Source organism: Treponema putidum, from assembly GCF_024401155.1.
Lineage (GTDB): Bacteria > Spirochaetota > Spirochaetia > Treponematales > Treponemataceae > Treponema_B > Treponema_B putidum.
In genome coordinates, this window is the sequence record NZ_CP038804.1 from 801099 (window position 1) to 821880 (window position 20782).

The 20782-nt window shown below is 34.4% G+C and carries 21 protein-coding genes; 15 read left to right on the forward strand and 6 right to left on the reverse strand.

Annotated elements, in window-relative coordinates:
• Positions 1-69: 69 nt before the first annotated feature.
• From E4N74_RS03755 to E4N74_RS03825, 15 genes are all read left to right on the forward strand, one after another.
• Positions 70-1545: a S41 family peptidase gene (locus E4N74_RS03755; protein ID WP_255818965.1), complete on the forward strand. Its 1476-nt coding sequence runs from the start codon at positions 70-72 to the stop codon at positions 1543-1545.
• Positions 1545-2318 (forward strand): 16S rRNA (uracil(1498)-N(3))-methyltransferase, encoded by a 774-nt coding sequence (locus E4N74_RS03760; protein ID WP_255818966.1) that lies wholly within the window; start codon positions 1545-1547, stop codon positions 2316-2318. Before E4N74_RS03755 ends, E4N74_RS03760 begins: the two co-directional genes overlap by 1 nt.
• Entirely contained in the window at positions 2299-3039 is a 741-nt protein-coding gene (locus E4N74_RS03765; RefSeq protein ID WP_044979129.1) for a WecB/TagA/CpsF family glycosyltransferase, read from the forward strand. Before E4N74_RS03760 ends, E4N74_RS03765 begins: the two co-directional genes overlap by 20 nt.
• 13 nt (positions 3040-3052) lie before the next feature.
• On the forward strand, positions 3053-4180 hold the full coding sequence (locus E4N74_RS03770; protein ID WP_044979130.1) for a hypothetical protein: 1128 nt from the start codon (positions 3053-3055) through the stop codon (positions 4178-4180).
• Between the two features lie 169 nt (positions 4181-4349).
• Entirely contained in the window at positions 4350-4670 is a 321-nt protein-coding gene (locus tag E4N74_RS03775; RefSeq protein ID WP_255818968.1) for a hypothetical protein, read from the forward strand.
• Between the two features lie 50 nt (positions 4671-4720).
• Positions 4721-5557, forward strand: a complete 837-nt coding sequence (locus E4N74_RS03780) for a CPBP family intramembrane glutamic endopeptidase (RefSeq protein ID WP_255818969.1) — start codon at positions 4721-4723, stop codon at positions 5555-5557.
• A complete protein-coding gene (locus tag E4N74_RS03785) occupies positions 5517-6362 on the forward strand; it encodes an McbB family protein (protein ID WP_255818971.1) in 846 nt (281 codons plus the stop codon). The genes E4N74_RS03780 and E4N74_RS03785 overlap by 41 nt, the downstream gene beginning before the upstream one ends.
• The gene (locus tag E4N74_RS03790) at positions 6355-6945 is read left to right on the forward strand and encodes a hypothetical protein (RefSeq protein WP_255818972.1); all 591 of its coding nucleotides are present in this window, start codon (positions 6355-6357) and stop codon (positions 6943-6945) included. The genes E4N74_RS03785 and E4N74_RS03790 overlap by 8 nt, the downstream gene beginning before the upstream one ends.
• Positions 6938-7924, forward strand: a complete 987-nt coding sequence (locus E4N74_RS03795; RefSeq protein WP_255818973.1) for a YcaO-like family protein — start codon at positions 6938-6940, stop codon at positions 7922-7924. The genes E4N74_RS03790 and E4N74_RS03795 overlap by 8 nt, the downstream gene beginning before the upstream one ends.
• A gap of 10 nt (positions 7925-7934) precedes the next feature.
• On the forward strand, positions 7935-8927 hold the full coding sequence (locus E4N74_RS03800; protein WP_255818974.1) for a YcaO-like family protein: 993 nt from the start codon (positions 7935-7937) through the stop codon (positions 8925-8927).
• Positions 8928-8946: 19 nt separating this feature from the next.
• On the forward strand, positions 8947-10584 hold the full coding sequence (locus E4N74_RS03805) for an ABC transporter transmembrane domain-containing protein (protein ID WP_255818975.1): 1638 nt from the start codon (positions 8947-8949) through the stop codon (positions 10582-10584).
• A gap of 155 nt (positions 10585-10739) precedes the next feature.
• Positions 10740-13793: an insulinase family protein gene (locus E4N74_RS03810; protein ID WP_255818976.1), complete on the forward strand. Its 3054-nt coding sequence runs from the start codon at positions 10740-10742 to the stop codon at positions 13791-13793.
• A 32-nt stretch (positions 13794-13825) separates the two neighbouring features.
• Entirely contained in the window at positions 13826-14362 is a 537-nt protein-coding gene (gene ruvC, locus E4N74_RS03815) for a crossover junction endodeoxyribonuclease RuvC (RefSeq protein ID WP_044979137.1), read from the forward strand.
• Complete coding sequence (gene ruvA, locus E4N74_RS03820) at positions 14355-14960, forward strand: Holliday junction branch migration protein RuvA (RefSeq protein WP_044979138.1); 606 nt, start codon at positions 14355-14357, stop codon at positions 14958-14960. Before ruvC ends, ruvA begins: the two co-directional genes overlap by 8 nt.
• Positions 14961-15041: 81 nt before the next feature.
• Positions 15042-15908 (forward strand): RpnC/YadD family protein, encoded by an 867-nt coding sequence (locus E4N74_RS03825; RefSeq protein ID WP_255806230.1) that lies wholly within the window; start codon positions 15042-15044, stop codon positions 15906-15908.
• A gap of 86 nt (positions 15909-15994) precedes the next feature.
• Here E4N74_RS03825 and E4N74_RS03830 read toward each other — a convergent pair whose 3' ends face one another.
• The 6 genes from E4N74_RS03830 to E4N74_RS03855 all read right to left on the reverse strand — a co-directional run bounded on the left by E4N74_RS03830 (position 15995) and on the right by E4N74_RS03855 (position 20711).
• Positions 15995-17281, reverse strand: a complete 1287-nt coding sequence (locus tag E4N74_RS03830) for a DUF4097 family beta strand repeat-containing protein (RefSeq protein WP_255818977.1) — start codon at positions 17279-17281, stop codon at positions 15995-15997.
• 80 nt (positions 17282-17361) lie between these two features.
• Positions 17362-18333, reverse strand: a complete 972-nt coding sequence (locus tag E4N74_RS03835) for a DUF4097 family beta strand repeat-containing protein (RefSeq protein ID WP_255818979.1) — start codon at positions 18331-18333, stop codon at positions 17362-17364.
• A gap of 41 nt (positions 18334-18374) precedes the next feature.
• Positions 18375-18563, reverse strand: a complete 189-nt coding sequence (locus E4N74_RS03840; RefSeq protein WP_002675061.1) for a hypothetical protein — start codon at positions 18561-18563, stop codon at positions 18375-18377.
• Positions 18564-18660: 97 nt separating this feature from the next.
• Complete coding sequence (locus E4N74_RS03845; protein WP_255818980.1) at positions 18661-19191, reverse strand: DUF1700 domain-containing protein; 531 nt, start codon at positions 19189-19191, stop codon at positions 18661-18663.
• Between the two features lies 1 nt (position 19192).
• Positions 19193-20386, reverse strand: coding sequence for a DUF4097 family beta strand repeat-containing protein (locus E4N74_RS03850; RefSeq protein ID WP_255818981.1), 1194 nt, complete (start codon positions 20384-20386; stop codon positions 19193-19195).
• 10 nt (positions 20387-20396) lie between these two features.
• Positions 20397-20711, reverse strand: a complete 315-nt coding sequence (locus tag E4N74_RS03855) for a PadR family transcriptional regulator (RefSeq protein WP_002675067.1) — start codon at positions 20709-20711, stop codon at positions 20397-20399.
• Between the last annotated feature and the right edge of the window lie 71 nt (positions 20712-20782).

Below are 20782 nucleotides of genomic sequence, written 5' to 3' on the forward strand. Positions count from 1 at the left end.
TCTAAAATCCGCTAATCTATGCAGAACGCACCCTATTGACAAATCTACAATATAGTTCAAAATAGAAAGATGAATAAAAGAATAACTTGGATAAATACTATTATCTTTTTAACTCTTCTGTTGGCTGCTATTTTTTTTATGCCGCAAAGGGCTCCTGCAACATCGAATTCGGAATCCGATACAAGCAATGCCGATGTAAATTTAAGATATCTTGAATCCGTGTACAAGCTTATTCAAGAAAATTATGTAGATGAAATAGATCCGGCTCTTTTATATAAGGGGGCTATGGAAGGGATGCTTAATTCTCTTCAAGACCCTTATACATCTTATATTTTTAGAGATACAACGGTAGGTCATGATTTGGAGGATACTACAACCGGTGTTTTTGGAGGTATAGGTGTTCATATTACAAAAGCAAATGTGTCTACCCCTGAGCGTCCTGCCTATGTCGAAGTTGCAAGCCCTATAGAAGGAACTCCGGGCTGGAGAGCAGGACTTCAACCGGGAGACTATATTATCGAAATAGACGGAGTAAAAACCGAAGAGATTACCCAGGAGGATGTTTTAAATATGCTTCGGGGAAAAGAAGGTACTCAGGTTACAATAAAAGTTCTTAGAGGAAAAAACCTAAAGTTTGATCTTACTCTGACACGAGCTATAATCGAAGTTCCTACCATAAAGTATACAAAGATCGGAAAGGATATTGCCTATATCCGTTTGATAGAGTTTAATCCGAATTCTGCAAAACGCATAACCGAGGCTATAGAAAAATTACAAGAAGAAGGCTGTACAAAGCTGATCTTTGATTTAAAGAATAATCCGGGAGGTTTGATTACAAGCTCTGTCGATGTAGCGAGTATATTTTTAGAATCGGGAGTTGTGGTTTCGACAAAGGGAAGAGCCATCAATACAAATGAAACTCGTAATGTACGCCGATTTGTAAAAAAACTTCCTAAAGATATGCCCATAGTTGTTCTCATCAATGAAGGCTCTGCAAGTGCTTCCGAAATTGTGGCAGGCGCTTTAAAAGATCATAAGAGGGCTTATCTTGTAGGAACCCGCTCTTACGGCAAGGGCTTGGTGCAACAGATAGTTCAGCTTAGCGAAAAGGAACTTGTGAAGCTTACTATAGCAAGATACTATTCTCCGAGCGGTGCAAATATAAATAAGCAGGGAATCCTTCCCGACTTGGAAGTTACAAGGCCTAGTTTTACGCCCGATGAAGAAAAGAGCGTACTCGAACTTTTAAAGACTTCTAAAATTGCAGACTTTACGAGGAGCAAGCCTTCTCTTTCAAAAACTGAAATGGTAGATTTTTCTAAAAAACTTGGTAAAGAATACAATGTAAGGGATGAGCTGATTTTAAGTCTTGTAAAGGTTGAATACTACCGCTCTCACGAAAGTCCTGTTATAGATGAAGACGATGAACAGCTTCAGGCAGCAATAAATCTTTTAAACACAAAGGATGTAAATGCTCTTTGTAAAACTACGAAGACCCTTTTTGAGATGCAGGAAGAAGAAAAGGCAAAAACCGATAAAAAATAATGAAGCAGCTTATTGTTTCCGCAGGGCCGGATAAGAATATAATCCGACTCGATAAAAAAGATTATAACTATCTTGTTTCCGTGCGGAGAATTAAAGAAGGGCAGGCCTTATTGGTTTCTTTAAATGGAGTTAAGCCCGCCTCGGCTGAAGTTTTTAAAATTAATACCGAAAAAAAATATATAGAGCTTAAACTTTTAAAGGAAGAAGTTGACTTAGATGCCGAACCTTATAAACCCCGTGCAGAAATTATTTTAATGCAATGGCTTATAAAGGGGAATCATATGGATATTGCAGTAAGGCAGGCTGCAGAAGCAGGCTGCTCGCTTATTGTTCCTGTTTTGGGAGAATTTTCTGTTATAAAAAAAGAAAATATAAATCAAACCGAAAGGCGTGAGCGTATTATCAGGGAGGCTAGGCAGCAGTCAGGTTCTATTATAAATACTAAGATTTTTTCTGCCAAAGAATTGAAGGCGGCTTTGGATTCGGTTTTGGAGTATACGGCAAACAAGAAAACTTCTTTTATGATGTTGAGTGAAAAAAAGACTGCCCCTTTAAGCTTTTTTGACTGTTTATCGGCCGAGACCGAGGTGATAGTACTTGCCGTAGGCTGTGAAGGCGGCATCAGCCCTAAAGAGATTGAATTTTTAAAAGAACATAAATTTGAGGAAGTGCATTTTAATACAAATGTACTCCGTGCCGAAACGGCTGCAATTTATTCGATTGCAGCGGCTCAGGTTATAATGGAGGAAAAAGGTGGCTGTAAAAAGAATTAATTTTTTAAATGTTCCGCTTGATGTTTTACATGAAGAAGATATAGAAGAAACCGTGATGTCTCTTTTAAATAAAGAAGGACCGCAGCAGATTATCTTTATGACTCTGTGGGATGTTCTTAGAGCCCGCCGTAACGGAGAGTTTAGAAGCATGGTTGAAGAGGCTGCTCTATGTTTACCGGTTTCAAAAAGCCTGATACGCGGAGCCCGTTTTTTAAAAAAAGATGTCCCCGTAAGGCGGCAGCAGTTTTCGGTAGTGATAGATTTTCTAAACGTAATAGATTCCCACTATAAAAGCCTCTATCTTTTCGGAGGACGTCAGGAAAGTCTTCTTATTGCAGAAAAAAATGTGAGAAGCACTTTTCCCGGGCTGCGGTTGGTTGGCCGCTTTGCCGGTTACTATCATAAGTCGATGGAGCCCCATATTATTTCGGCGATTTCAAAGGCCGCTCCTTCTGTGGTCATAATAGGAAAGGGAGTTCCAGGTGGGAGAAAATGGATTCACCGCAACAAGGAACATTTTAGTTCAGGTATCTTTATTCGCTATGCAAACCTAATCGATATTTTTTCCAAATTTAAAAAGCGCCCCTCCGAAAAACTTTTTAATTCCGGATGGGATTTTATAATCCCTGTCATTAAAAATCCTTTTAGAATATTTACTTTTTTCGGTTATATTTGGTATAATATTCTGCTCTTATTTTATAGACTGTTTAGGAAAGATTAGATAGGTAACCTTTATGGAAAACTTTTTAATGAGTGTATCGATGTTTTTTTATAGGGTGCAGGATAAGGTCAGTATGACTATGTCTTTTTTTGTTATGGCGGCATGTATCATCGGTATTGTTCTTGTGCTCTTTATTGCAAGTACGAAATTAAAAAAAATAAATGCTGTACTTGCAATAGTATTGTCAACTGCCGTATCCTGTATTCTAATGATTCCGCTGATGACGGCATTTAATTCTTTTGTAAATAAAAAGGTAGTTAATGAGGTAACTGACAGCCAACTTGCCGAAATTGAGGCACGCAAAGCTCAAATAAAACTTCTTGCAGCAAATCAAGAATTAAAAGAAAAGGAAAAAGAAATTCTTGATAATAGAATAAACATGCAAAAGCAATCAATAGAAATAAGCGGTTTAGAAGACAGTTTAAGAGTTTTACAAAATACTCAATTGAACATGCAGAGTTTTAAGGAAATATTGGAGCTTGGATTACTGGAAGCGAATTTAAAACAGACAACCTTGTATCGAAAACAGTTAAGCGGTATTTTAACCGGAATGGGCTTAAAGGCCGATCAATACTATGATGAAGGGCTTGTCATTTTAACCCATGATATCGATGCAAAATTCGGTGTCGATTTAAAAAAAATTAAAATTACGGTATCAAAGGATTTTCCGAATATTCTTTGGATAAAGGATATTCAGCCTAAATTTTTAGGAGCAAGCAAAAACAAGCACGTAAAAGAGGTTGCCGAAATAAGGCGGGTCGATATAAAAAACAATATTAAAACCTATAATATCTTAAACGGTCAATCCGAGGTAAAAAGGGCAAATCAATATGCTGATCTATGTGAACAAGAATATCAGACCCGTTTAAGTCAGGGTCTTGAAACAAATTTTATGAATGCTGCCGTTTTAAAACTGGCTGAAAATTTTATAAAACTTATTTTAAGTCCTTTAAAAAAAGAAATCAGGTTTGATTCCGGATTAGGCGGAGACACTATGTCATTGGAAGACTATATCGAAACCGAATTAAAAGAAATCAGGGCAAAACGCTTAGAACTTGAAGATAGCAATAAAACCCTTGATGCCGAAACTCAAACAAAAGAAAAAGAACTTGAAAATTTAAAATCGAAGATAGGTGACTGAAACCTAAAAGTCGGTAAATTTAAATGCAAAAAACATTAAAATGTGATAAAAAAATTGAAATTTTCATAAAATTTTTTGTATTTTGTAAATTTATCTTGATAAATCGTAAAAAAGATGTATACTATGTACATGGTATCTTGAGCAAAAAATTTATTCTAGGAGGAATGATATGGGTAAAGGTAAAAAAATAGGACGAGATAATGATAAGGCTGCGTCTGTAGACATGGATATGTTTTCAATAGGGAATCCTATGCAGGGGCTTAGTGATGTAATATTTGGCGGTTGCGGTTGCGGTTGCGGCTGCGGCTGCGGCTGCGGTAATGGTAAAGATGGTAAAGACGGTAAAGACGGTAAAGATGGTAAAGATGGTAAAGATGGTAAAGACGGTAAAGACGGTAAAGACGGTAAACCTGGTTGTTGTTGCTGTTGTTGCTGTTGTTGCGGTGGCGGTTCCGGTCATCTTATCGATGAATCGGAGATAGTTTTATAAGATAAAACTTGCTCAAGATACTTTTTATTTTAAATTAATTGGAGATTTATATGGATAAGAATATTAAAAAAGCTTTTTTACATTTTTGGTGGCTCTCAGGTATTCTCTTATTTTTAATACTTTGGAACCTTGTGCAAATATTAAATCCTGAAATGTCTATACCGGATTTAAAAAAAAGATATTTTTATGGACTAGCAGTTATTTTAGATTTGTATTTGGTTATTTTTTGTTTTAAAATAAACCGTATTAATGTTAAAGAATATTTTAAATTTAAAAATCCTAATTTTATTTTAATTTTAAAATATACTTTGATTGTTCTTGCAATAAGTGCAATTTATTATCAGTTTAATACGCTTATTCCTGATATAAAATATTCTTTTAGTTTTTTTAAAGAAAATATGGGGAAAATATCCTATTACGATGTTTTTAAAAATCCGAATTTATGGAACTATGTTCTTATTGGAGGAATGATATCTGGACCTGTAGCGGAAGAATTGTTGTTCAGATACTGCATGTATAATGCTTTAAAATATAAATATTCGAGTGTCTTTATAGCTAATATTATTTCAAGTGTAATATTCGGTCTTATTCATATTAACGTGTATGGATATGATCTTAGTGCTGTTATGATAATAAGTATACTGGGCATGGTTCTTGCTTACGGTTATGAAAAAACAAAAACCATTTGGACGCCGATGATTATGCATTCCCTTTATAATGGTCTTATATATTTTGGAAGATGTTTAACTACCCCTTTTTTTACCATTTTAACTCTTACTTATATAATTCTGGGAGGAAGTCTTGGAATAATTGAGCTTATCAAACATCTAAAAAGGAGGAAACAAAATGCGATACAAACTAATTCCTTATCTCATGTACAAGAATGATGAGATTACCGTCATTCAAAATGAAAAAACTACGTGCATTATAACCGATACACATCTAATAGATTTTTTTACAAGGAATGATACGGATTACAATCTTACCTTTACCCTTGAAGACCTTAAAGGACGATACGGCGATAATGCGGATGCCTGTTTGGATTTTTTATTAAAAAATTTATTGGCGATTAAAGATGAATTTACGCCTCAGTCGATAAATCGGCTTTATTTTTTTACTAATTCAAAAGAAATTGCTTCTTCATTAAAATTCAATTTATCGGGATTAAATATTCCCTATGATATTATCACCTTTGATATAAATACAATAAGAGCCGGATTATTTTTAAATCTTGATAAGGAAGCCGTATATTATATTGTTTTAAATCCTTTTAATTATAAGCAATACACGGAACTTGCGAATATCTTAAAACAAAACAATGTAATTCATAAATTTGTTTTTTATTATAATTATAGTTTTTATTTTACAAATTATTATAAGGCCGATTGGCATAACCCATGTCCCTTGTGTTATTTCAGTCATTTGGAAGGCTCTTTACGCACCCAATCAAAACTTACTGGTAATGTTTCATTTCAAACAATTATCGATCTTATATACACAAAAACTACATATTTTAATACCGAAAGTATTCTCAGTAATTTTAAAATTATTAAGTTGATAAATGAGATTATAGACGATATAACAGACTTAAATGATTATACCGTAAAGCTTATAAAACAATTAAATATGAAAACGGGCAAAACCGATTATGATATTGCAATTCCTTGGGAGGTTTGTCCCTGCCATGAATAATAATTTTATATTAAATTCCATATTAAAATTTTATCAATTAAGTAATCCTTTAAGCCCCTTGTCAGCCGATACGGAAATCGATATAAATTTATTAAAAAACAATACCGAAAATTATTCTAAAATTAATTTAAAAGAGTATTCCATTGAAAAATTACCTAAAATAATTATTGAATTGGACTCCCTTATAAATAATATGCAAAATAAAGATTGCTCATATTTTTCGGTTTTTTCTTTTTATAATACCGATTTTGTAGAAGCGGGGAATTATGCTTATGACAATAGTTTTAAAAAGTTTATAAAATATTCCGAAATAAAAAATCTTAATGCCGAATACCAAATGTCCGTTTCTTTTTTTGTTTCTTTGTATAACTCATTATATAAATACGGAACTTCATCTTTTATAAAATCTATTCTTGCAATAGGTGAAGCCGCCGGAAAAATAAAATCCTTTTGCAGTAAATATGATTTTGTATTCACGGAAAATATAGAGAATTTTAATAAAACTTCTTTTGATCTTAATATTGATTCATTAAAACAGCTTTATATCACTACAATCAATATAAAGGGTATATCGTATGTTTGATTATTATCAAAAATCTTTTTTTATGAATAAAACGGTTTTTAATAATGATCCTATAATTGGATTAGGCGTTTTTAAAGTTGAAAAAACAAACAATAAAAAGAAAATTTTCCCGTATTCTAACACCTCATCGGGTAAAAATAAAATCGAAATTTTTGGAAAACTGTATAATGAATTTTTAGAACGCTTTAAAATGGTAAATAATTACCGTAGTAATAAAAAAACTGAAATTATTTTAATTAACGGATTAAAGAAAACTCTTGTAAAACGCAATGTGCTTACTTACGGTTATGATTCAAAATACGGTCATAAGGACACCACAGGAACGGCATCGGGCTTAAACTCCAATATTTTAATAGAAAAAGCAATTTGCGAACTCTTAGAAAAAAATGAACTCATGCTTATGTGGTATAAAAAATTATGCAGCCTTGTAAAAATTAGTCCTGCCGTAAAAGCCGTTTTACTGCAATACGGAATCAATGAAAAAAATATAAAAATATTTTATGCTCAAAATATAAGCAATATTCATACTATAATTGTTTTTATTTTAAATGATAATTTACAGATAATCGGTTCGGGTATTTCAGGCGATAAAGATGTTATGCGATCCCTTGTTTCTGCCATTGAAGAAGCTTTAATGCAAAAATGGATGGACGAGCTTTCGCCTAAGTCTATGTATCTTAAAAATAATAAAAAATTTGACGATTATTTTTTTGCTTTTTGTAATGTAAAACAAATAAGTATTGAGAATTTAAAACCTGTACAAAAAATAATAATAAATCCGCCTTTTGATGATATTGAAATAGGTTTATTAAATATTGCAGGTTGTAGAAGAGAAATTACCATAAAAGCTATATCAAAAACTATGTTTAATTGTATTCCTACAATTTCAAATATAAGGAAAAATAAAACAAGAGTTATTTCCGTTCTTTACGGTATTGAAAAAGAGTTAAAAAATGCCGTAGAATGTGCTGTAATATAGGGAGTTCAATATGTACGGCTTTTCATTTAATATAGGTGCAACAGTATTTAAAAATGATTTAAAGAATATAACTTGTTATAAAAACCTTGATTATGCAAATATTGTCGGAAATGCTATTCGCAATACTAAATACGGTGCTGCTCTTTGTGCAATAGGAGAGACCTACGAGAGAAATGCTTTAATTGAGTATAATCATATTCAGAACAAATCAATAGAATCTTTTTCATTATTGGATAATACCGTATATAACTTTTCACTTGATGAGCTAAAACAAAAGAATATTTTTTTTGATTCTTGCGGATGTGCAGCTCATGTAAATTCAAATAGTTGTATTGAAAATGCTTTTTTTGAATTTTTGGAAAGGCAAAGTTTTATTTTTTGGTATCTTTCAAAGGGTAAAAGTTATAAAATAGATAAAAGTATTTTGCACAAATATAATAGCTATAATATTTATTTTAACAATTTTGAATGTTATGAAATAAGTTTACTTAAATCATTTTATGTTGTCTTTTTTATCGGAGAATTAAAAGGCAAAATAGCAGTTTCATTAGGTTCAGGTAAAAATTTAAACACAGCGATTATTTCAGCCTTAAATGAATTACATCAAATGTATTTTAGTCTCCTCAACAGCATAAGAATAGATGATAGTAAACCGAAAGATTATGCTGAAACCTATTTATCAATAGCACCTGAAAGAATAAAAAAAGCTTTTGAGTTTATAAATAAAAATGCCGTAAATTATACTGACCGTACCAAAAAGCAATATATTTCCATAAATAATGAGGTAAAGATATTAAATCAAAAATACAAAATGAATCCTCTTGTGTCTTTTTTGCCTCTTGATGAAACAAAAATAAACAATATTAAGGTGTGTAAAATTTTTGATTTAAATTGGTTTCCGTCGCTTTTACCTAAGACTTTTGATAAAAAAACTTATGATTTTATAGAATCGGTTACAGGTAAAACTTTGGATAGGCGATGCACCTATATTCCTTTTCCGTAAACTTGTAAGGAGTGTCTATATGTTAAATAAAAAAAATTTAAACCGCTGGGCTGCCTCAGTTTTAAAGCCGTTTTTTCCGGTTTTGTTTTTTCTCCTTTGTTTTTCTCTTTTAGGTAATTATGCGTCCACTTTTGAACCTCTATTTACGGGTAAAATAATAGATGCGTTGACCTTAAAGGATAGGACGGCTTTTTTTGCCTTTTTAAAAATCATTATTCTTTTTCAAATTGCGGGGCTTTTCTTTTCGCTTTTAAGTTCTTGGTTTCAGTTTTTGCTCCAGCGTAAAATGACCGTTTACACCGAAAGCCGCCTTTATTTAAACCTCTTACATTTACCGCCTAAGGGAAGTTCCGAACAGGATTCGGGTAAACTTTTAAATCTTTTTTTATCCGATTTAGGAGTGATGACGGGTATCTATACTTCTCAAATTCCTTACATAATAACTTCGCTTATTATGATGGGTATAATAGGTTTTAGGCTTTTTAAAATAGATGTCTTTATTTTTTCTCTTACTCTCATAGTTTCGGTTGTTCCCGTTTTTTTAGCAAAATATTTCGGAAGAAAACAGGCTGTTGTAAATGAAGCACAACGAAAAAGACAGGATGAATATACTGCATATATAAATGAAACGATAAGGGGGCTGCAGGAAATAAAAAATCATTCTTCACAAAAGTTTTTTATTTATAAGTTTACGCATATTTTAAAGTATATTTTTATACATGTAAAAGAATCTACGATTATCGGAATGCAGTCCTCTTCTGCTTCTTTTTTTACTAATTTTACTATAAATATTTCTTTATTTGCCATTATCGGTTTAACCGTTCTTGAAGGAAAAAACACCGTCGGCACTATTACTGCCGCCCTTATGTATTCTCAAAAGTTTAGAAGCCTTGTTTCTTCCTGTGCTGAAACCTATAAGGGCATTATAGTTTCCTTTGTTTCGGTGGAACGCTTAAAAAGTATTTTTGATGAAAGACAAAATTCTTTTTCAATTATAAAGGAAGAAAAAGATACTTCAAATATAAAAAAAATTAAAATAGAAAATTTAAAGTTTGCTTATAAAAAAAATAAATTTCTTTTTAAAAATCTAAATGCCGAATTTAAATTTCCCGGTCTTTATCTTATTAAGGGAGAAAACGGTTCCGGTAAAACAAGTCTTTTTAATATTATTTCAGGGAATATTGGTTTTAAAGGTGAATCCGTATTAGAGGGGAAGATTGATTTTTTAAATGTTGACTCAAGGCTTTCATATATAAGTCAAAATCCTTTTATTTTTTCAGGGTCGATAAAAGAAAATCTATTATTCGGTAAAGAAGCCGATGAGTTTACAATAAAAGATATTTTGACAAAAACAAAACTTGATAAGGTTATAGATTCTTTGGATAAGGGGCTTGATACACAATTGGGAGGAAAAGAACATATCCTTTCGCAAGGACAAATTCAGCGTCTTGCCTTAAGCCGCTGCCTCTTACAAAATAGTGAAGTTATTTTATTCGATGAGGTGGAAAACGCCCTCGATTCGGAAACTGGTCTTGCATTAAGCTATCTTTTATCAGAGTTAAAAACTAAAAAACTTATTTTAATGATTACACATCGATCCTCCTATGATAAAATAGCCGATGGGGTGTTTAAAATTGGAAAAAGAGGTGTATTATGAAAAAAGAAAAACTATTAACGGCTATCCGGTTGCAGCACAGGGCTGAAATTCGGGTATACTTTACAATTTTCTTCCTTTTCTTTAAAATATATGACACCTTATAAAAATTAAAACCTTTTAGAAGGCTTAAATTTAATCTAACTTAGGAAGACCTTATGAGCGACCTTATTCACGGCTTTGAAATTATAAGCAAAAATCCCTTACCCGAATTTAATGCCGTAGGCATTTATGCAAGGCATAAAAAGACAGGGCTTGAACTTTATCATATTTTAAACGATGACGATGAAAATCTTTTTTCATATAATTTTATGACGAGCTCTCCCAATTCGACGGGGGTAGCTCACATTATCGAGCACACGGTTTTATGCGGCTCTAAAAACTATCCGCTTAAAGACCCCTTTATGGTTTTGGCAAAGCAGAGCGTTAATACCTTTTTAAATGCCATGACCTATCCCGATAAGACAGTTTATCCTGCAAGCTCCTTGGTTGAGGCCGATTACTTTAATCTTATGTCGGTTTACGGGGATGCTGTCTTCTTTCCCAATCTTGACGAATGGGCTTTTAAGCAGGAAGGACACCGCTTTGAGCTGGACGAAAACGGAAAGATGAGCGTTCAGGGAGTTGTCTTAAACGAGATGAGGGCTAATTATTCCGATTTTGACGGGGTAATGTATGATTGGGCAGCTGCTTCTATTTGTCAAGGAAGCATCTATGCCAAGGATTCGGGCGGCTCTCCCTTGGAGATTCCCGATTTAACTTATGAAGAATACAAGGCCTTTCACAAAAAATATTATCATCCGGTAAACTGCCGAATTTTTTTAATGGGAAATATTCCGACCGAAAAGCAGATGAAATTTTTAGAAGAAAAATTTCTTTCTAAGTTTGAAGCTGCCGAAAAGCCTCCCTTTGTGCCGCAGATTGAGCCATACACAGAGCCCCGTTTCTTTTCGGTACCGGCCCCCGCCGGCGGCTCTGCTCAGGCAGGTGATACTGCTTCCGCCGAGGAGATGACTAAGGATTCCGTAATGCTTAACTGGCTTCTCCCCGAAACTTCGGATACCGAAAAACTTATGCAGGCCTATCTTATAGGAGAGGTTTTAATCGGGCACAGCGGAGCATACCTAAATAAGGTTTTATTGGAATCGGGAATAGGGGAAGACCTTTATCCTTATAACGGCATAGGAAAGAGCCTTAGAAACATCACCCTCACAATAGGAATGAAGGGAATTAAAAAGGGAACGCATAATGATTTTAAAAAACTGGTCTTTAATGCTCTTGAAGAGCTTGTAAAAAAAGGAATCGACCCTAAGGAGATTGAAACGGCCGTTCATTCTATAGATTTTAGCAACAGAGAAATAAGAAGAAACTACGGGCCATTCGGTATTAACCTGATGGAGCGTGCTATGGCAGGCTGGACATACGGGGTAAGTCCCGAAAAAACTCTTCAATATACTCCTGTTTTTGAAAAGGTAAAAAAAGACCTTGCCTCAGATAAAAGATACATCGAAAAACTGATTGAAAAGTATTTAATAAAGAATAAACATCATGCCCTTGTAAGAGTTTACCCCGATGCGGATTTTTGTAAACGCTTGGACGAAAGTCTGGAAAAAAGGGCTGAAAATTTTAATGCAAGTTTAACTGAGGAAGCTCGCAGGGCAATGCTTAAAGAGCAGGAGAAGATGAACGAGTTTAAACAAAAAAGCGATTCCCCTGAAAAGCTCGCTCTTATTCCCCATCTTTCAAAGAAAGACCTGCCTCCGCTTCCGCCTCCGATAGATGAAGAAATCGCCTTTATCGGAAAGGTTCCCCTTGTTATGCATGAGCAGCCTACAAACGGGATAGGTTATTTTCAATTAGCCTTTCCTGTAGACGGTTTAAGCGAAGAAGATTATAAATATCTGCCCCTTCTTTCAAGTTGTCTTACAGGCATGGGAACCGAAAACCTTGTATGGAGCGAGGTTTCTTCCAGGCTTGCAAATTTACTTGGAGGCTTTTCGGCAAGTGCCGGTGTTTTTACGGCAAATAAAAATCTTTCTTTATGTAAAAATGCGGATAAGATAAGGCTCTCCGATATAGCCGGAAGGGATTGGCTTTTTGTTTCGGGGAAGATACTCGGCGAATTGATTCCTGAGGCTGTCTGCTTTGTCTTGCAGTTTTTAAACGAAATTTCTTTTGACGACAAAAAACGCTTAAACGATTTGGTAACCCAGAGGAAAAATGATTTTGAAAGCCTCCTCGCCCTTGACGGAAACAGCCTCGCTCTTCTTAGGGCTAGTGCACCCCTGTCCGAAAAAAATGCACGGAGGGAGATGCTTTCGGGATTAAGTCAGCTTAAATTTTTGAGGGAGCTTTATTTAAAAGTTAAGGAAGATAATTCTAAAAAAGCCGACTCCGAAAAAGCTGATTTAGAATTGAATAAATTATCAAACAAATTAAGTGCCGTATATAAATCGATTATAAAATCAGGTTTGATTATTGAAGTTACCGGCACAAAAGAAAATCTGGCTGCTTTAAAAACTGCTTTTGAAAAAAACTTAAAAGGCTTTAAGGCTCCCGATGGAAAAGATAAGATTGTCTTTGAAAATCCTTTTAAATTTAAGCCTTCTGAAAAAAAGAGGTTGGAGCTTATTCCGGCTTCGCTTCAGGTAGGTTTTGCAGTTTCGGTTTTTAAGGCGGCAGCTTTCGGTTCAAAGAAGCAAGCCTCACAGTTAATCCTTTGTAAATGGCTTTCAAGCGGCCCGATGTGGGAAAAGATAAGAAGTATAGGAGGTGCCTACGGAGCCTTTACCGTTCCTATGTCCTTAGAAGAAATTTTAGCCTTTGTTTCCTACAGGGATCCTAACCCGATAAATTCTCTTTTTGAATTTTTAAACTCGATAGATGAAACATTTACTCAAGATTTTTCTGAAGAGATGATAGAAAAGCTTATTACGGGAAGATACAGCAAGGAGATTATCCCGATGACTCCTGCAGGGCGGGGAGCGGCAGCCTTTAGGGATCTTCTTTCGGGTATTTCATATTCCGAAAAAAAAGAAGTCGTTGAAAAGATGCTGGAAACTACGGCTGAGGATTTGCGTAATTGTGCAAAAAAATTATCGGTTCAACGGGATTCCCTTTCTTCCGTAGTCTTGGCTTCCGATTCGGCTCTTTCTCAAAAGGAAACGATAAAAGAACTTTATCCCGAGCCCCTCCTTTCGGAGAGGGTTTGAGAAAGTCTAAACAGGGCTTTAAGGAATTTTAAATGGGTATTTTAAAAGCAGCTTCCGATAAAAAAAAATTCTGCCCCTGCGTTATAGGGATTGATCCGGGCTTGGCAAATACGGGCTATGGAATTATAAGTTTTTCAAATAACCGCTTTGAGTGTATAGAATACGGCTCAATAAGTACCGAGCCTCATTTACTCCAAGGGGAAAGATTATTAAAAATTTTTGATAGGGTTTCGGAACTTATTGAAAAATACAGGCCTAAGGAGGCGGGAATAGAAACCTTATATTTTGCAAAAAATGCGACGAGTGCAATGTCCGTTTCGGAAGCCCGCGGAGTGGTTCTTCTGGCTTTGGCTCAAGGGGGGGTGAGGGTAGGAGAGTATGCTCCCAATTCGATAAAAAAAGCCGTAACGGGTATTGCTCAAGCTGAAAAAAGGCAGGTGCAGGAAGCCGTAAAATTGATTTTAGGTTTAAAGGAAATTCCTAGGCCTGATCATGCGGCCGATGCCTTGGCTGCTGCCATTACAAAAATAAATTTAGGAGATGTAGGGGAGGCACAAGCTTATGTTTAACAGTATCTCGGGTATTCTAAGCGGCAAAACCGCCGATTCCGTCTATGTTGAAAATTCAGGTATTGAGTGGGAAATCTTTGTTTCGGCCTTGACCCTCGATGCCTTAGGTTCTATCGGAAAAGAAGTCAAGGTTTATACATGGCTTTATCACAGAGAAGACCAGATGCGCCTCTTTGGGTTTCCCAACCAGGCAGAACGCTCCTTGTTTTTGGATCTTACAAAGGTTGAGGGGGTGGGGCCGCGTCAAGCCTTAAAGATAATGTCGGGGCTCAATTCCTCTTCACTTGAAAAAGCCTTGGAGGAGGGTGACCTTGATACCCTCCAAAAGGCTCCCGGAGTAGGTAAAAAGACTGCTCAAAAAATGATTCTTGCCTTAAAAGGAAAACTTACCAACTTAAACGAAGTTTCCTCAAAAGGGCAAACATCCGTTTCTTCCGAATACGAAGACATCGTTACGGCCTTAACCGAAATGGGCTTTGAAAGAAAATCCGTAATAATCCAAGTCGAAAAAATAGCCGAAGAAATGAAGGCCGCAGGTTCCGATCCTCTTAAAAACGAGAAAGAACTTTTTAGACGCTCCATCGTCGCTTTGAGCTGAAAAAACAATAGTTTTATAGTGTTGCTATGGCTTTTAAAATCCTTTAATATATGATATAATAAAATTATCTAAGGGGTTGTTATGAGTACTTTAAATAGAAAATATAAAGATTCAGTATTCGTTGACCTTTTCAGTGAAGATGAAAAGGCAAAAGAAAACTTTTTATCGCTTTATAATGCTCTACATGGTACGAAACTTAAAGATACAGAGCAGTTAAAAAACATAAGACTTGATCAGGTTCTATATATGTCATTTTATAATGATGTGTCTTATCTTGTTGACAATAAAATCATAGTTCTTGCAGAGCACCAATCCACTATAAACCCGAATATGCCTCTTCGTTGCCTCGAATACATCAGCCGCCTGTATGAAACTATTTTTGAATCAAAGGAAAAATATAGCCGTAAACTATTAAATATTCCACGACCTGAGTTTTATGTCTTTTACAATGGGGAAGCCCCTTTTCCATGTGATAAGACTCTTAAACTCTCAGATGCTTTTATAGAAAAAAGTGAGCATCCTAATCTTGAATTGACCGTTAAAGTAATAAATATAAATCAGCAAAATCGTCATCCTATATTGAAAAACTGCCAAGCAATGTATGAATACAGTATATTTGTGGAAACGGTAAGAAAATGGAAGGAGATAGATCCTATAGACGGTTTTCAAAAGGCAATTGAAGAATGTATAACAAATAATATTTTGCAGGATTATTTAAAACGCAAAACGAAGGAGGTATTGAATATGTTATTAACCGAATATGATTATGAAACAGATATAGCTGTACAGCGTGCTGAAGAGCGTGAAATAGCATTTGCTGAAGGAATTGAACGCGGTTTTTATGAGAATAAACTTGAAACGGCAAAGTTGTTAAAACATTTGGGAGATTCAATCCTTAAAATTACACAGGTTACAGGACTTTCTGCTGAAGAAATTGCGAACCTCTAAAAAATTCAGCTTTTTAGAGGTTCAAAAGTCTATCTCTGCCATAGTTTTGATGTATGGATGTATATGTGTGCTATTTTTAAAAATATTTATTCTACACTGCCTGTAATATTTATATTTCCCAGATCGGAGCGGGCAGTAATTTTGTACGAATTTTCCGATTTTGCCTTTGCCGAGTATTTTGATATTGTTTTTAAGTTATTGACCCTAATGTTTCCCTGAGTGCCGGTAGAAGCGGATATGTCATAATTGTTTATATCGCTTTCAAGATTTATATTTATGTTTCCTCTATGTGAAACAAATGAACTATGTCCGCCGAGTTTGCCGTCAATTTGTATATTACCGCCGCAGTCTATTTTTGCATTATTATATTCACAATTTAAAGTCAAAAAATTGCCGTATTCCAAGTCCGCTGTAAAAACTTCAGTTTTAAAATTTTTACCTGTAATGTTTCCATATTCGGTTTCCAAAACACAATTTTGAATACTATTGCTTTCTTCAAGATCAATATCAATGTTTCCATATTCACATGAAACATTCAAAGTATTTTTGACCTTGCCTTTTAGTTTAAAGTTTCCTCCGCTTTTAATTTTTATATTTTCAAAATTGCTTTTTGTTATATCGAAACTTCCGTAACCGCTTTCTCCATTAAAATCTATTGTTTGCATATCTTCAATTTCTATATTACCGTATTCGGAACTTACAAAAGATTGTTTTATTTTTGGAGAATCTTCAAGACCGATTTTAATATTTCCATATTTGCTTTTAATTGAAAAACTTTCAGTTATTGCTGAAATAAAATTGATATTGGTGTTTGATTCAATATTCGCTTCCTTAAACCGGCATTTTTCAATATCGACATTTCCAAAATCCCCTCTTATCTTTAAATTATCCGCTTCAATATCTTCGCATTTAATATCCTTTTTGTTCTTAATAAGCATCAAATTAAAAATAAATTTTTCGGGTATAAGCATCTCAATATTTGAAATAATGAATTTATCTCTATCGTCATTACCGGAAGATGTTATGTTCCATATATCTTTTTCATTTATTTTTAAAGTTTTATCTTTTAAATTTATGTCGATAGCATTTTCAGGTAAACCTTTTACTTTTATTATGATTTTTTCAAGGGAGGATTGAGTATAAAGATCTGCTGCCGTTAATATATTTTCAAGTTCAAGGTTTTTTACTTCCTTTGTATCGAATTCTTTTTGTATAACATGATCTTCCCATTCTTTGTTTACCTGAGTTCGAAATGTTTTATTAAAAGGTTTCTGTTTTGAAAAATCAAAATTTCCGCCGAGCATTATACCTGCCAATATGCAGCATAATCCCATAAAAATTAAACACAATATCGAAAGAATTTTCTTTGACATACTCTCCTCCATAATTTTTTTAAGTAGTTTTGCAGAAGCAAAACTACTTACTTATCTATTTTTTTAATCTTTAAACCGATTTAATCCTTAAACCTGATTCTTACCGAACCTATTCCGCCTTTGACGGTAATTGAATTTTGGGCGATTGAACCGCTTTTTTGCCTATCGGCTAAAAAGGTTTTTGATTTTTTACCGTTTATTCTTACCTCTCCTAAACCTGCGCTTACATCAAAATCATAATCCTTTTCGGCTCCATCTATTTTAATATCTACTGAACCTATTCCTCCCTTGATTGAGGTCTTACCCAGGGCCGTACCTGAAAAGCTAAATGAGCCGACACCGGATTTTATATCCATATTGTTTACTTTTGAATCCTTAAAGTTTACTGCTCCGACTCCGGCTCTGATATTGACATCTTTTAAAACCTTTACATCATAAATATTTACTTTCCCGACTCCGGCTGCAAGGTTAAATTTTTCTACATTTATATCACGGATATAGAATCCTCCGACTCCGCTTTTTATTTCAAAATTATTAAATACGATATTCCGAGGCAGGCTGATATATATTTTAGGAGAATTGTTTTTAAAATTAAAACCAAGATTATTAAAAAACTTTGAAGGAATGTTGTCTTCAAAACTGATTGTGTCCCCTTTTTTTTCTACATCAAAATACTTGGGATTAATGCGCTCAATGTTATAATAGAGTTCATCATCTTTATTGTTTATTTCTATTATGACTTCTGCAATTTCCGATTTAAGAAAAAAATTCTTAATTCCATCCAAGCTGATTGTTTCAGCCTTTTCGTACTCATCTCCAAAATACTCGTCCATATCATTCCCCCAAGATTCTAGGTCGTTTTCCATATCTTCTATGCCGTCTTCCATACTCTCGGCCGCCGACATAATTTTATTATACGTTCTGTCAACAAAATTCCGTTCACGAATTCTACGCTTAGATCTATAAAAAAATCTTCCGCCTAAACTATAACCTATGCCGATAAGCATAAGTCCCAAAAGAATAATTAAAATTGTCTTTCCTATTTTATTCATATAAATCCCCTTAATGATGTTTTGTGTGAACCGTTTATCGATTATCTTAATAATTTAATAATCGCAAGTATTATTAAAGCCGGAATACCCAGAACGATTGCACCTGCAAATAAAACCGGTATCAGCCAAAAGACCAGTTTAAAAGCAAGAGCTAAAATTCCCCCTACAATCCCGAAGACTGCAGCAATAATCCCGAAAACAAAAACAATAATTAAAAAAGCAATTAACATTTTTCCCTCCATAAAGTATGTTTTGTGCGAAGCACAAAACTCGAAGATAAATAGTGAGGCAGAATTTCTGCCGAGCTATTTATCGCCCCTCCATAAATTAAATTTTTTTTACCAGCTGCGATATTTTTCTTATAATCGCAGTAACAAAAAGGTATAAAAGTCTGGTAAAACCTATGGCTATTAAAATAGCTCCTATTAAAAGAATGCCCGTACCGAAGTCTACAAAAAGCATACCGAATGCGAATATTGCCAATATACCGCCGCCGAAAACAAGGGCAATAGAGGCAACGCAAAGTCCTACGCATAGAAGAACTATTACTACGGTAAGAATTACAGCCAAGGGTATTGCAATCGGAGCTGCAAAGATTCCGAGGATTGTAAACCATAAGGCTCTTAAACCTCCCCTTGCCGACTTTCTTGCGCCTTCGGCTTCTTTTACTGCATAGTCCGAAAGAATCTTTGAAGCAATGTGGGCAGGGCTTCTAAGCTCATCTATTACCGTTTGCTCATTTTCACTTCCTGCTTCATCAAAATATTCTTCATAGAATTTAATTGCTTCTTTTCTATCCTTGTAGGGCAGGTGCCGCAGCCTGTCTTCAAGCTCTTCAATAAACTCTCTTCTTTTCATTTTATTCTCCTTCCTGAGTGGTTATTTTAATTTTTCCGAAAGTAGTGCTTATCTTTATATTGGTATCTGAAGTTTTGCTTCCGAGGTTAAACCTTTCTCCTTTTCCTTCTACATTTTCTCCGTTTAGTTTTGCACTGCCTTGTTTAGAAAAAATTTCTATATCATAATTTTCTACTTTATCAGGTAAATTAAGATCAACCGAACCTATGGCAGAACTTATTTTAGCATAGCTGTGCAGATTTCCTTGGAATATTATGCTTCCGGCTCCGGTGTTTAGTATAGCTTCATTAAAATCGCATTTTTGGAATTTATTCGTTCCCGCTCCCGTATTGAATTTTCCTCTATCGGATTTTAATTCATTTCCCGTTATGTTTCCGGCTCCCGAATTTGCTTTAATGTAAGAGCTTTCGGTTTTTGTAAAGTCAATTGTTCCGGCTCCTGTTGATGCAGAAATGTTTTCCGATTTTATGTTTTCAAATTTTATAGCTCCTGCCGAAGAAGAAAGTTTTATAGTTTCAATATCCGCATCACTTATATTTATAGAGCCTGCAGAAGTATTAAAATCTATTTTTTCGTGTAAACCGCTTATTACTGCAAAATTTCCACATGTTGTGTAGCCTTCAATAACTTCTACATTTACATCTTCTATTTTTAAAGAACCCATCTGGGAATTAAATTCAAGTTTTTCAAGATGAGTATCTTTGGGAATGTTTATGACGATTTCTCTTTTGCCTGCATTAAAAGAGGTGTTTATATTAAAATTTTCCAAAAAGGAAGCAAAGCCTTTTTTGCTGAAAAAGAAAACAGGCTTTTCTTTTATTATAAGTTTTCCGTTTTCAATTTTTGCCGAAAAATCATCATCCGCAATATTTTGAGTAGTATACCCAATTTTTTCCTCTTGAGAAGTTTTTATTAAAACTTTTGCAGCCGTTATGTTTAAAATAATTTCCGCAACGTTTTCATCGGTAGAAAACTGCTGGGAGACTTGAGTGTTTTCACCCCTATATGAGGTTTTATGAAAATCTATAATCTCCTCTGCAAGTTTTTTAGGTGAGCCGAGTTCTTCAATTGCCGCTTCTTCGTTTTCGGCATCTTCAAAGTATTCTTCATAAAACTCGATCGTATTTTTTCTGTCTTCAGGTTTTAAAACCGAAAGATAAGAATTAAGTTCAGTTAAAAATTGATCCTTTGTCATCTTTAATCTCCTAAAGGGCTGTTCCCTTAAAAATCTTGTCTATTAGTTCCTTATAGGACTTCCATTCTCCAATGTAAAGTTCATGCTGCCTTAATCCCGCAGGCGTTATTTTGTAGTACTTACGGTTCCGCCCGTCGATGGGCCGGTCGTAGGTTTCCAAATATCCGCTTGTTTGCAGTCGTTTTAGAACAGGGTATAAGGTAGATTCCGATATTGGAAGAAGGCTTTTTACATCCTGCGTTAATTTGTAGCCGTAAGAATCCGAGTCTTTTAAAAGGGCTAGAACGCAGGCTTCAAGCAAGCCTGTATTTATCGAAAAAATCATCCCGTTAACCTCCTTGTTATATTTTATATTATATAATATTGCTTAACATATTATTTATATTTATATATTAT

What these genes read in the sequence shown, in the direction of transcription:
- E4N74_RS03835 (WP_255818979.1), bottom strand. Translation starts at nt 18,333, where the DNA reads ATGAATAAAATAGGAAAGACAATTTTAATTATTCTTTTGGGACTTATG.
- E4N74_RS03825 (WP_255806230.1), top strand. Translation starts at nt 15,042, where the DNA reads ATGAGTACTTTAAATAGAAAATATAAAGATTCAGTATTCGTTGACCTT.
- E4N74_RS03770 (WP_044979130.1), top strand. Translation starts at nt 3,053, where the DNA reads ATGGAAAACTTTTTAATGAGTGTATCGATGTTTTTTTATAGGGTGCAG.
- E4N74_RS03800 (WP_255818974.1), top strand. Translation starts at nt 7,935, where the DNA reads ATGTACGGCTTTTCATTTAATATAGGTGCAACAGTATTTAAAAATGAT.
- E4N74_RS03855 (WP_002675067.1), bottom strand. Translation starts at nt 20,711, where the DNA reads ATGATTTTTTCGATAAATACAGGCTTGCTTGAAGCCTGCGTTCTAGCC.
- E4N74_RS03780 (WP_255818969.1), top strand. Translation starts at nt 4,721, where the DNA reads ATGGATAAGAATATTAAAAAAGCTTTTTTACATTTTTGGTGGCTCTCA.
- E4N74_RS03840 (WP_002675061.1), bottom strand. Translation starts at nt 18,563, where the DNA reads ATGTTAATTGCTTTTTTAATTATTGTTTTTGTTTTCGGGATTATTGCT.
- E4N74_RS03775 (WP_255818968.1), top strand. Translation starts at nt 4,350, where the DNA reads ATGGGTAAAGGTAAAAAAATAGGACGAGATAATGATAAGGCTGCGTCT.
- E4N74_RS03850 (WP_255818981.1), bottom strand. Translation starts at nt 20,386, where the DNA reads ATGACAAAGGATCAATTTTTAACTGAACTTAATTCTTATCTTTCGGTT.
- E4N74_RS03790 (WP_255818972.1), top strand. Translation starts at nt 6,355, where the DNA reads ATGAATAATAATTTTATATTAAATTCCATATTAAAATTTTATCAATTA.
- E4N74_RS03785 (WP_255818971.1), top strand. Translation starts at nt 5,517, where the DNA reads ATGCGATACAAACTAATTCCTTATCTCATGTACAAGAATGATGAGATT.
- E4N74_RS03810 (WP_255818976.1), top strand. Translation starts at nt 10,740, where the DNA reads ATGAGCGACCTTATTCACGGCTTTGAAATTATAAGCAAAAATCCCTTA.
- E4N74_RS03760 (WP_255818966.1), top strand. Translation starts at nt 1,545, where the DNA reads ATGAAGCAGCTTATTGTTTCCGCAGGGCCGGATAAGAATATAATCCGA.
- E4N74_RS03845 (WP_255818980.1), bottom strand. Translation starts at nt 19,191, where the DNA reads ATGAAAAGAAGAGAGTTTATTGAAGAGCTTGAAGACAGGCTGCGGCAC.
- ruvA (WP_044979138.1), top strand. Translation starts at nt 14,355, where the DNA reads ATGTTTAACAGTATCTCGGGTATTCTAAGCGGCAAAACCGCCGATTCC.
- E4N74_RS03755 (WP_255818965.1), top strand. Translation starts at nt 70, where the DNA reads ATGAATAAAAGAATAACTTGGATAAATACTATTATCTTTTTAACTCTT.
- E4N74_RS03805 (WP_255818975.1), top strand. Translation starts at nt 8,947, where the DNA reads ATGTTAAATAAAAAAAATTTAAACCGCTGGGCTGCCTCAGTTTTAAAG.
- ruvC (WP_044979137.1), top strand. Translation starts at nt 13,826, where the DNA reads ATGGGTATTTTAAAAGCAGCTTCCGATAAAAAAAAATTCTGCCCCTGC.
- E4N74_RS03795 (WP_255818973.1), top strand. Translation starts at nt 6,938, where the DNA reads ATGTTTGATTATTATCAAAAATCTTTTTTTATGAATAAAACGGTTTTT.
- E4N74_RS03830 (WP_255818977.1), bottom strand. Translation starts at nt 17,281, where the DNA reads ATGTCAAAGAAAATTCTTTCGATATTGTGTTTAATTTTTATGGGATTA.